General features: G+C 44.3%; 7 protein-coding genes. All 7 read right to left on the reverse strand.

All coding sequences use genetic code 11. The features are described from left to right. Window positions 1-4: 4 nt before the first annotated feature. On the reverse strand, window positions 5-1,585 hold the full coding sequence (locus tag ABTV71_RS25725) for a sodium:solute symporter family transporter (RefSeq protein WP_433901547.1): 1,581 nt from the start codon (window positions 1,583-1,585) through the stop codon (window positions 5-7). Beyond that, window positions 1,582-2,676: a Gfo/Idh/MocA family protein gene (locus tag ABTV71_RS25730; protein ID WP_433901548.1), complete on the reverse strand. Its 1,095-nt coding sequence runs from the start codon at window positions 2,674-2,676 to the stop codon at window positions 1,582-1,584. The genes ABTV71_RS25725 and ABTV71_RS25730 overlap by 4 nt, the downstream gene beginning before the upstream one ends. A gap of 1 nt (window position 2,677) precedes the next feature. Next, window positions 2,678-5,188, reverse strand: coding sequence for an L-rhamnose mutarotase (locus tag ABTV71_RS25735; protein WP_433901549.1), 2,511 nt, complete (start codon window positions 5,186-5,188; stop codon window positions 2,678-2,680). Between the two features lie 81 nt (window positions 5,189-5,269). Beyond that, window positions 5,270-5,395, reverse strand: coding sequence for a hypothetical protein (locus tag ABTV71_RS25740; RefSeq protein WP_433901550.1), 126 nt, complete (start codon window positions 5,393-5,395; stop codon window positions 5,270-5,272). 32 nt (window positions 5,396-5,427) lie between these two features. Continuing rightward, on the reverse strand, window positions 5,428-7,824 hold the full coding sequence (locus ABTV71_RS25745) for a glycoside hydrolase family 2 TIM barrel-domain containing protein (protein ID WP_433901551.1): 2,397 nt from the start codon (window positions 7,822-7,824) through the stop codon (window positions 5,428-5,430). A gap of 176 nt (window positions 7,825-8,000) precedes the next feature. Further along, window positions 8,001-9,092 (reverse strand): glycosylase, encoded by a 1,092-nt coding sequence (locus ABTV71_RS25750; RefSeq protein ID WP_433901552.1) that lies wholly within the window; start codon window positions 9,090-9,092, stop codon window positions 8,001-8,003. Window positions 9,093-9,197: 105 nt separating this feature from the next. Continuing rightward, window positions 9,198-11,936, reverse strand: a complete 2,739-nt coding sequence (locus tag ABTV71_RS25755) for a family 78 glycoside hydrolase catalytic domain (RefSeq protein ID WP_433901553.1) — start codon at window positions 11,934-11,936, stop codon at window positions 9,198-9,200. Between the last annotated feature and the right edge of the window lie 41 nt (window positions 11,937-11,977).

Here is an 11,977-nt window from a genome sequence, read left to right on the forward strand (position 1 = left end):
AAGGCTATTTAAAATAAATATACAACAAGAGCATAACCACAAATAACATTGCCCAAGCAGTCTTCACGCGGCCACTTGGTTTCTCCACAGTGATATTGTACATATCCCTATGTTCCATTTCATAACCCGACTTGGGTACACAGTATGCTAGGCCTATTCCAATAATAAGTAGCAGCATAAAAAGACTAAAGGAAAGCATTAGATAATGCGGCCAAAAGAAATAAATATCTTTTGGGAAAATCCAGAGATAACATACACCTGTCCCCAAGCTCATTACCGCACCAAAAGTCAAAATCGTATTGATTGCTGCTCGATTGGTTCTTTTCCACAACACGGCCATTAGAAAAGCAACAGCTAAAGGTGGCGCAATAAATCCGAGAATAGACTGAAATACATCGAAAAGATTGAGCCCTTTAATTTGGTCAATCGCCAGGGCAACGAAAACCGAAGCTAGACAGCCGATGATAACTGTATAACGTCCTACCTGGGTGATTTGCTTATTGGTTGCATCTGGTCGAATATGCTTCAGATATATGTCCATGGTGAAAACAGTACTCAAAGAATTAAGCGACGAACCGATGGTGCCCACCAATACAGCAATTAACACCACGATTACCAATCCATTCAGACCTGTAGGAAACAGGTTGGTCACCATGGTCATATAAGCAAGTGATGGATCATTAAGTCCCGGAAATAAAACCGAACAGATGATACCGGTGAGGATAAACAGCGGCAAGGAAAGTATCTTGAGCCAAGCAATAAAATTAATTCCCAGTTGCCCCTGTTCGAGATTCTTTGCACCCAAAACTGATTGTACCATGGCTTGATCCGTACAGAAAAAAGCGATTGCTGCCACTGGATAGCCTAAAGCGATCGCATACCAGGGGTAATCTGGATCGCTTGCCGGTCTGATCAACGACCAATAATTGGCTGGAGTCTGTTGTATTAAAGAACTTATGCCACCGATTTTGGAAAGCCCAAGGAAAGTCAGAAAGGCCGACACGGCGATCAGCAAGATCATCTGAAAGATATTGATTTTAGCAACTGTCTTTAATCCACCCGTATACGCAAACAGACCAGCTAGAGAGACTAAAACAGTAACCGATTGCCACATGGGAATTCCCAAAATCTGCCGCACTAAAAATCCGCCAGCAAACAGCCCCAACGACAACCATGAAATAAGCATTTTTACCAGTGAATACAAAGCCAGAATAGTTTGCGTATTTGGACCGAACCGCTTACCCATAAACTCAGGTAAGGTGCGTACTCCGGTAGAAATATAGCGCGGTGCAAACACCACCGCCAATAGGAAAAGATAGATAAAAGCATACCAGTCAAAATTGACCGCAACGATGCCTGTTGTATAGCCTACTGTAGCAAAAGCCAGCAACATGGACGGTCCGACGTTCGTCGCCCACATATTGAATCCAATACTGTACCAGCTTAAGGATTTGCTGGCCAGGAAGTGTTCTGCCCCTTCTACCTTTTTACGGGATGACAAGAGACCGATCGTCAGTAATGCGACCAAATAGACTACGACGATGCAATAGTCGTAAATGGTTAACTTGTCTAAGATACTATTCATCTTCCTAGGTTCAAGTCGACACCATATCTTTCCAACAGTTCCTTTGGACGGACGGGCTTTCCTGTTGTCAATGATTCATCCATAGCTTGCAATAAGGCTATAGTGCCTATACCCTCTTTCATATCTGGGGAGGCTTCCGCTCCAGTACGGATGGCTTTTGCGAAGTGCTCCAGGTAATTTTGATATTCACCGGCATGATGGCTTTTTCCTTCAAAACGGAAATAATGTTTTAGTTTATGCTCCCAAGTCAGCATGCGTTCTTCGCCCGTTTTATCCGTAATTGCATACCTTAGGTCCATATAATCTGCCTGACTAGCACCTTCGGTCCCCCGTAAAATGCAGCTCATTTCACTATCCCTTGTGACAGGTTGCACAGGTCCGGTATATGCACCACTTACTCGGGCTACACGGCCATCTCCGGCTTTGAAAATAAAATGCATGGTGTCTGGATTTTGCAGCCCTCCTTTTTTTCCGTTGGCGCTCAGCATGCCATATCCCATCACTTCTTCAATATTCGGCAGATACCAGCGGATAAAATCGACCGGATGACTCAATCCACCGTAAAGCCATTTGAAGGAAGACTGTAAAGACCAAGGCTTCTCCAGAAACCAGCGGTGATCAGCATGATAATAGCCTTCAATGGTAATCAACTCACCAATCAGTCCGGCTTCAAAATCTTCTCTTTGCTTTTTCACCGGTTCAAAAAAACGGGAGCTCTGCCCAACAAATACACGCTTATTTTTCTGAGCTGCGAGTTCCAATAAACCATTGGCATCGGCCAGATTATCAATAAATGGCTTGGTGCAGATCACGTGTTTATCGTGCGCTAGCGCCAATCGGATATGCTGTGCGTGAAGATGATCCGGGGTATAAATTGCAATAGCTTCAATGCTTTTATCATTAAGCATTACTTGATAATCATTGGTATAATCATGAAAGTCAAATTCTTTCATGCGTTTGCGCCCTAGGTCTTCGTTCAGGTCGCAGACTTTGACCAAATCGATATATGGACTTTGTAGTGCCGCAGACATCGTGCTACGTCCTTCACCAAGTCCTAATATTCCTAATTTTAACTGTTGTATCTGTTCCATTTTATTGTTTATAAAAAATCCATGTTTCATTCACGCCCGTTCCGGGAATACCTTCCTGATAGGTCCCCATAAGTTTGTTCCATTCCATAACCCGTGGATTGTCCTTGGTCGTTAGCTGATCGATTGTTTGAAAATCCTGTCCTTTTGGAAAAGAAATATATAACATCAGCTGACGTCCATTGCGGTAGACCAATACCTCGTCAAAGCCTGCTCTGCAGAACCCTGCTGCAACTTCGGGCCATTCGTTAGATTGATTTTTATGGGCCTCAAAATAAGCCTCCTGTTTCGATTTATCGTCCACCAGTTGTGCGGTAAGTAACACAAAATCGATGTCTTTCACTTTTTCGGCTCCACAGTTGCTCCGATCGAACGTATAAAATAGATCATTGAATAACTTATAAGAAATTGCCGGATAATTGGCTACCCAAGCACTCGATATTTTCTTACCGATTTCATCGTCTGTCATCAGCAAGATATAATCCTTCCAGCGATATACCTGGCTGCTATCGGCTCCTTGTTTAGCAAAAAAATCTTTGATTTCAGTCAGTTTAAGCTGCTTTTTTACATCATGGATCTGAAAAAACACAGGTTTGGTAAAAGGAACATAGGTATTGAAAGATGCATTTTTAGGAATTGATCGTTTTTCGGACAATAAAAAGTTATAACGCGGACTGATGCCTGCTTCTTCTTTCACCCTTGCACCTGCCTCGGGGCCGTTATTTATCCACTCAACACTTGGTCCATTAGCGTTTCGCAATATTTTATTGGATGGAAACCAGTTGTTGCTGACATTCATATAGGCTGAGCCTTCATCGGTATAGAGATAAAACCAATGTTCAGGAATATGCGCATAAGGCGACACATAGATACTGTCGATATAATTTTCCTGAATTTTTGTTCCGGGCTGAGCCGATAAGGTGTAAATACCGGCTACATCATACATGTATTTGCCATAACGTGTGATCTTATTTTTGAAAACACGATTATTACGCATAGTATTGACTGTCGGTGTCCAGCCCCAGCCCAAGCTAATGCCTGTGTACGGCAGATCAAGCAATTCATTATTTGTAATAGCTACATTGCGGACAAAACCGGCACCAATCCCTACTGTTCCCCAATCCTCATTCCCAATATCTTGGATTAGATTATTGCTGACCACAACACCATCGGTCAAGATACGCTCATCGCTGGGCTGAAAAGGCAAATGTGCTTCCACTTGTTCGTCCGAGAACTGACCGAGTAATATACCAGATCCGCCGATATCCTGAAATAGATTTCCATTTAAACTATCTTTTAGATTGCCAGCTCGATAGTCTATACCTGTCGCGGCTAAATGGGCGAACCGGCAAGATGAGATTTTAGTAAATGCGGTATGATTAAGTAGGACTGCAGCTTGAGGCCGTCCCAGCCAAGCCTGGTTCTCCAATCCCGCTTTATCACTGGTGCCCGGTTTGGCCAATTTGTACGCATCCAAAAAATACATACCTGCCTGTAAGGCAACGTGTCCGTAGTAGTGCGGCCTTAACCAGGAGCTGTGCTGAAATTGAAGCCCTTCGATATATACATGACAAACAGGTGATTCCAAAGTCCCTTGCATCCTCAGGATCGTTTCAAGATAAGGCGCTACAACATGTAACTTGTTTAAGTTTTCATCAGGTCTTTTATAGTAATATACTTTATGGTTTTCTTCATCCAAAAACCATTCTCCCGGCTGATCCAAAAATTCAAGGGCATTGACCAGACGAAATGCCGAATTGCCATATTCCTTAGACAACCAAGGCTTAGGCCAAGGGTGTTCATTCTGTAATTTACCTTCCGGTTCATGAAAAAATAGTGTGGTACTATCTTTTGTGACTACCGCCTCACGAACCCGGAGCTGCGCTATTGCCCACCACTGATGGATGAAAAACTCCATACCGGCCTTATAGGCAAACCTTTTCGGTAACACGTTCGGAATGACGGCCGCTTGTTTTTGGAAATCCCAATTGATGATCCGGGGCAAGTGGGCATCATCGTGACTTTCCGCACGGATTGCTTTACGTGAACCAACCCACAATTGGCGGAAAGGGAAATACTTTCCTCCGGCCTGAGGGGCATCTGCCACCACGATATGCTTAGCAATAGCAGGATCCAATCTCTTTTCACTTTTTACTCGCCGCCAGCCTGTAACAGGAATCCCACCCGAAAATATGGCTTCATTGCCTACCGCTTTTATCCATGTCGGACTTTCGGCTGTTCCGCTGTCTTCAGGGCGGATAAAAATAGTCTGAGTAGGCACATACTGTCCATCCTGAATCCAGATTGTGATGCCATGCTGCATGCGCGGATCGTTTAATCGTCGCCATTCCCTAGCCTCACGCAGGGCATCCTCCAAACATGAAAATGGAGCTCCCGGACTGCCATCCCGTTGTTCCTTGTTGCTTTGTTTACCCACATGGATTTCACCTGTCTGCGCCGACAGACTACCGAGCGAAAAAAATATAAAAAACCATATGAGAATTGTCTGCTTCATCTGTAAATAATTTAAATATGATACTATTCGGTTTCAGCCGTACTTATAGACTCAGAACAATGGCTATCAATAGCCACTGTTCTAAAGAAATTCACCGAGGTTGCTAATAGCATCCATCTGTCCCTGCGGAATAGGCTGAAGGGCATAAACGCCATTCGTAAAGCTGTTTACCTTAGGACTGAATAACGAACCTGAATTAAATTTCACCAAAAAAGGATAAAAACTATATCTCGCTGTACCTAGATCGATATTTGTTGGTCACCTAAAGCCGAGCTGATAATCACAGTACAGGGTGTGTCGACCATTTTTTGAATCATTCCCAATGCTTTTCCCTTAAATGTTCTTCTTTTGGGCTGATGTAAGCCCCTTAGGTCGGCCTGAAATCCGTTATCGGTTCCAAGCACTTTCGCATTTCCCTTTACAATAAACTCAATTTCCTGATCATTGTGCAACACGGACTGTCCTGCTTGATCCACCAGTTCTGCGGTCACAAAATAAAGGTCCCGGGATTCTCCTGCGGCATATTTTTCATGTTCCACAGAAACTTTTACTGCATGTGCTTCTGTGGCCGTGCGGACACTTGCTTCCTGAACAATTTTACCGGCCCGCTTTTTAACCACCTTCAGTTCGCCTTTTTCAAAAGGCACCTTCCAGCTAGCGTGCAAACGATCTGCTGTCTTTGCTGAAGTTCCCAAACTCTTACCATTGAGAAACAGTTCGACCGCCTCAGCCTTGTTATAATAAGCCCACACGTCCACACTATCGCCCGTTTTCCAATTCCAATGCGGTAAAAGATGCAGGACATCCTTGTCAGTCCATTCAGACTGATACATATAGTACACGTCTTTGGGAATACCGGCAAGATCAACAATGCCATAGTAAGAGCTCCTTGCGGGATAAGGGTAAGGCACTGGCTCGCCCAGATAATCGAAACCTGTCCAGACAAACGTTCCGGCCAGGAAAGGACGATTCTTGACCGCCAACCAAGCTTTCTCATGGCTTGTGCCCCAGTAGGCGGCAACATTATCATAGGCCGATACCGTAAAATCAGGATTGCCATTGACGACATATTTGTCCTTCGATGATGCAGGCCAAAGCTGAATCGTGTCGTGCAGCCTGTCATATACCCCTCTGGTCTGTAAGGCAGACACGGTTTCTGATGCCAACAGCGGTATATTTTTGAATTCTACAGGTAATTTATCATAATCTTCATGCTTGTAGTTGAAGCCCAGTACATCCAAAGCCTCTGCCTGTGCGATAAAATTCTTTACATAATTATTTTCGGTCAAGGCAGCAGTAACGGGGCGTGTTGGATCCAGAGATTTTACCAATTTGGCCATTTCTTGCGTTAAGGCAATACCCGTGGAGTCAAATTGTTCTCGAATTTCATTTCCGATGCTCCATAGGATAACCGAAGCATGATTACGATCTCGACGCACCCATGCCTCAATATCCTTGAGGTGTTCCGTAGGAAAGTCAATGTGGTAGTCGAACTTATTTTTTCGCTTTTTCCACATGTCAAAGGCTTCATTGTAAACCAAAATTCCCATTTCGTCGCAGAGATCGAGTAACTCTTCTGCGGGTGGATTATGCGCAGTGCGAATGGCATTGGCGCCCATTTCTTTCATCATAACAAGCTGCCTTTTTGCAGCGGACTTATTGAAAGCCGCCCCTAAAATGCCCAAATCATGATGCATGCAGACTCCATAAATCTTCAAAGCCTCGCCGTTTAAGTAAAAACCTGTTTTTGCATCAAACCGAATTGTCCGGAATCCAATTCGCTTTTCGATTTGATCTTCGATTGTATTATTTTCAGTTAAAAGAGCCAGCTGCACGCGATATAAATTCGGCGCAAGGGGACTCCAACGTTGTGGTTTTTCCACTTGAAGGGATGCATCTATATGACCATCTTTCTCCAGCCCTGCTTTTTTCAGCAGCAGATTGCCATTGGGATCCCATACCGTAATTTGATATTTCTTCCCTGCAACTCCATTAGAACGGGAACGCTTATTCAACTTGGAAAGTATTTTCAGCTGTCCCAGTTCACCATGGATTTCGGGCGTGGTGATAAAAGTCTCCTGCTCATCGAGGCGTACTGGACCGGTCTTGATCAGATAAACATCCCGGTAGATTCCGGAACCTGAATACCACCTGGAGTTTGGCTGTTTACTATTATCCACACGAACAGCGATCCGGTTGGGCTGGTTCCCAAATTTAAGATGCGGAGTCAGATCCAGTGTAAAAGAGAGGTAACCATTGGGCTTTTTCCCCAAATAAACCCCATTGATCCATATTTCAGCATAGCGGTAAACTCCGCCAAAGTACAATTGTATATTTTTGCCTTGATCTGCGGTCGGCAACTTAAACTGCTTACTGTACCAGCCAATTCCGCCGGGCAATGCTCCACCGGCGTTTCCAGCAGGATAGGCAGCGCTAAATTCAGCTTTAATACTCCAGTCATGGGGGAGTTCGACCGATTCCCAAGCTTGAGCATCCCCGTCGCTCAAGCGAAAACCGAGGTGATCCTGCAAAGTAAAATGCCAGTTTTCATTAAAGTGGATTTTGGCGCGTCCCTGCCCAGATACAAGTTGTAGCTGCAACAGAAAGAGAACAGAAATAAAATAATGTAACTTCATATTAAATGATGATTTATAAGCACTGTTATCACTGCCATCAATGATATTATTGTGCTTGTTTCTTTATTCATTAATCAATGTTGAGGCATTTATGCTGCTCGATTCAAAGCTTGGATAGAATGGTCCTTCCTGGATGATGATTTCCTAAGGACTATCCGTGCTTTTGGTTTAAGATCTTAAAAATGCAGGTTACTCCGGCCTAGATCTTTAGAGGTCGCCAAGGCTATACCACGGTTACCTTTGCTATCTACGGCACAATAAAAATGATAAACAACGCCCTCCGTTTTCAGCACAAAAGACTTGTGGGCATATTGCTGATCAAAGCTTTCACTTGATTCGATGAGGTTGGCTCCCCCCCAGTCTGTCCAATGGATCAGGTCTTTGGAAGCGGCAAAACGGTTAAATGCCCCCTTACGATCTTTCCAGAATGCACCAAAATAGAACATGACCCAAGTATTATGGATCCGCTGAATCATAGGGTCTCCCGTAATTCCTACCGGATGGTGAACCACAGGGTTCGGCTGGAACCTCTTCCAGTTTTCCATATCATCTGACACAGCCATACCGATACGTTCGTACCAACGAGTAGGTTTGTTGTTTGCCAAGGAGTCCCCTACAGCATTGTAATACATCACGAAGCGATGCCCCGTCTGTTTATCAGGATCCTCAATCACATAGCTTTTGAATAGCTTATGCCGATTTTCCCACCAAGAAACATCCGGATCCGTACTGGTCAACACGGGCTTGGACAACCGTTGCCATTCCACAGGTTGTGTTGGTTTTTTAGTTGTATAAGCCATTCCAATCGCCAGCGGCTCAGGTTCGTAACCAGCTGTGGAACCACCGAAATATGACATCCAGTATTTTCCAGCGTAGCTGTTGAGCTTATACTTCCCGCCCCATTTTGTATCAACCAAGGCATTGTATCCTGCTCGCTGCTTAGCATCCCAGCCGCCATCTGGTGCCACGGAGAGTTGTTTCCCCAAGGTCTTCCAGTTCAAAAGATCCGAGCTCTGCGCCAGCCAGGTCTCATAACCACTTCCATCAAACACAATATAGGTCATATACCAATATTTTCCTTCCTTATAAATTGTCGGACAATCCATCAGCTCACCTTTACGCTGTGGGACCAACACGAGCCCATATTTGTAAGGTGTCTTTACTTCTTCATAAATTTTTGTCATTTCCGCACTGGAAACTGCCGGAGTCTGAGCCTTTAATTTAGGGCCGACCAAAGCAATGGATAGCAATAGCATTAATCTTTTCATCTGTCTACTCTTTTTCTTCGTTAGTACAATCTGAACTATTTACGTTGTTGTCTAATGGTATTTCAATGGGTTTATAGCTGGCTAAAATAATCGCGATATCAGCTTTTACTGAGTAATTGTATATTTTCCCGAGCCCAATTTCAGTTCCACCTGCTCCTTGGTAGAAACCACAGCATCGCGATCCAGCTGCTTTCCATTGACCAAATAGCTTCCTTTAGGCAAAATCAACGTACATTGGCTATTGACAGGAATTTCCAGTTGATAATTTCCTTTCGATTGTTCCCGGTTAAAATAAATTTTCCCATATGGACTTCTAAAACTTATTTCACAGTCTTTCAGTGCATTTAGCAATTTGGGCTCGATCCGAAAATGTTTAAATGCAGTCGATCCTGCATCTTGCTGTATCCCACCTAGACCGGTATGAAACCATTCCATCAGGTGTCCGAGCATAAAATGATTATTGGAGACGTTTGGAAGGCCCGCCCAGGACTCGGTCAGTGCTGTAGCACCTTTCCGCAGTTGATAACCATACCCGGGCCTGTCGTCACGGTGATGCATAGCATAGATCAGATCATCACGCTTGTTGGCCTGCAACACCTGTAACAAATAACGATGACCGATATCTCCGGCGGTCAACGCCGTATCATTTTGGCAGACGGTTGTTGTTAATTTTTTAAAAACAGCTTGTTCTACCTCCTGAGGTACTAATCCAACATAGAGCGGCATGGCCAGCGCCGTCTGACTACCGGAACCATAGCTATGCTCCTGAGGCCGATAAAATTGCTGATTGAACGCATCGAATACGGCCTGCTGTAAATTCTCAAACTTGTTAGCATCTTCTTTCTTTCCAAGCTGCGTAGCAATCTCTTTCATCAGTTTGAGGTCGTAGTAATAGATTGCTGTAGCCGTGATTCCTGGAGTAGTCAGCTGGGAGACACCCGGCCGCTCAGGCCCCAAATCATACCAGTCACCCAAACCCTGTGTCAAAATATGTTCCTTCGCCTTTGTGCCCAAATAATCAATATAACCGGTCATCATGGCATAATTATCAGTTAGAAAGGCCTTGTTTCCATACCAGCAGTAGGCATACCATGCCAGGATAATCGAGCTGCTTCCCCACTCGGGTGAATCCCTGAACATATCTCCGCCCCAGTCAAATTGCACATATTCGGGCGCTATTTCAGGAACCAACCCATCCTTTGTCTGAGATTGGCGCATATCCCGCAGCGACTTGGCAAACAGGCGTTCAGCATCAAAGTTAAATTGTACCGACGGCCCCATTAAATGTAACTGCTCCAGCCATCCTAATTTTTCGCGGTGCGGACAATCGGTAAAGACACTGACCATATTACTTTTAATAGCCCAATTGATCAATTTATGGATCTGATTAAATAGCGTATCGGAGCTTTGAAAGCTTCCTACCTGTGTCGTGCTATTTCTAATATGGGCCAATTGTATCGCATCGATTCGAATTGGTTTGCCGCCTGCAGAACGCAATTGAACCTCGGCGTAGCGAAATCCATAATACGTAAAACGTGGCTGCCAAGACACCGTCTCATCTTTTGCAAAAATATATTGGTAATAATAAGGGTTTCCCGAATGCTTTTGACTAGGACGTCCATCCGCAGTCAGCAATTCGGCCGGATACACCCGTACGGTATCTCCCGCTTGTCCGGTCATTTGCATGGTGACAATACCTGATGCATTCTGTCCAAAATCATAGGTGATCCGTTTCCCCCCATCAGCTTGCTGAAATCCAACAGGTGCAAAGCGCTGCATAATTTTTACCGGATCGATATCCTGTGCCCGTAGATGCGGTCCATCCGTTATGACCGCTTGCTGCCAGCTCCTGTCATCGTAGTTGGGAGCTGACCAATGATCAGGCAAAATTTGTGCATTGTAGTCCTCGCCTCCATACATGCTGGAAAAAGTAATTGGTGACCGGTGTGTTTTCCAGCCTACATCACTCACGATGAATTCCTGCGTTCCGTCCGTAAAAGTATTGACAATCTTAAGTTTGAGTTTTGGTAGACCAAAAGCAACTTTATGTTTTTGGAATCGACCTTTAATTGGTGGAATATAATAAAATCCATTTCCTAATAGGGCAGCAATCGTATTTTTACCTTGTTGCCAGGCTTGGGTAAGATCGTAAACCACATAATAGGCTTCTTTATCATATTTCGTCCAGCCCGGCTGTAGCACTGCATCATCTACCCGCTTGCCGTTCAAGAGCAATTCGTAATGTCCCAGACCTGCCACATAAGCGATTGAAGAACTGATCTTCTTTTTCACCTGAACTGATTTCCTGAAAACCGGAAGCTCATAACTTTTATCCAGGCGGAGCTTGCTGGAACTTAGAGGTAGTGGGTTGATCAACGAATCCGGCAATATATCTTTAGCAATCCATCGTGCATTCCCCCAATCTTCTGCATTCAACAATCCCGTATGAAAACGTTGTACCGCGCTTGTAGCTGTCTCCTTTTTATTATCACGTACCTGCACACGTATGTAATAACTTGTACCTGTAGCTAAAGGGGTTCCCTGGTATAACAAATTTAGGGATTGTTCTGTCGCTACCCATTGGGAATCCCAAAGCATGTCCTGCTTTGCAAAACGAGCGCTTTTACTGACTTCAATACGATAAGCCTGTTGTCGTACATCAGATTTATCGCTGCTCAATTGCCAACTAAACGCGGGTGTTAAAGTATTTGTGCCCAATGGGTTTTCGCGTCCTTCGATTAAAACACGAGTCACCGCTAACTTAGCCATACCAACCATGGGTATAGCAAGTAATAACAGGAAAATGCTTCCTAAAACGATTCCCTGCTTTCCAATATTTTTCATTCTTTTTTTCTTTTTTCCCCGGTTGTATTCATATCCAACTA

It is taken from the genome of Sphingobacterium puteale (genome assembly GCF_050986225.1).
Lineage (GTDB): Bacteria > Bacteroidota > Bacteroidia > Sphingobacteriales > Sphingobacteriaceae > Sphingobacterium > Sphingobacterium puteale.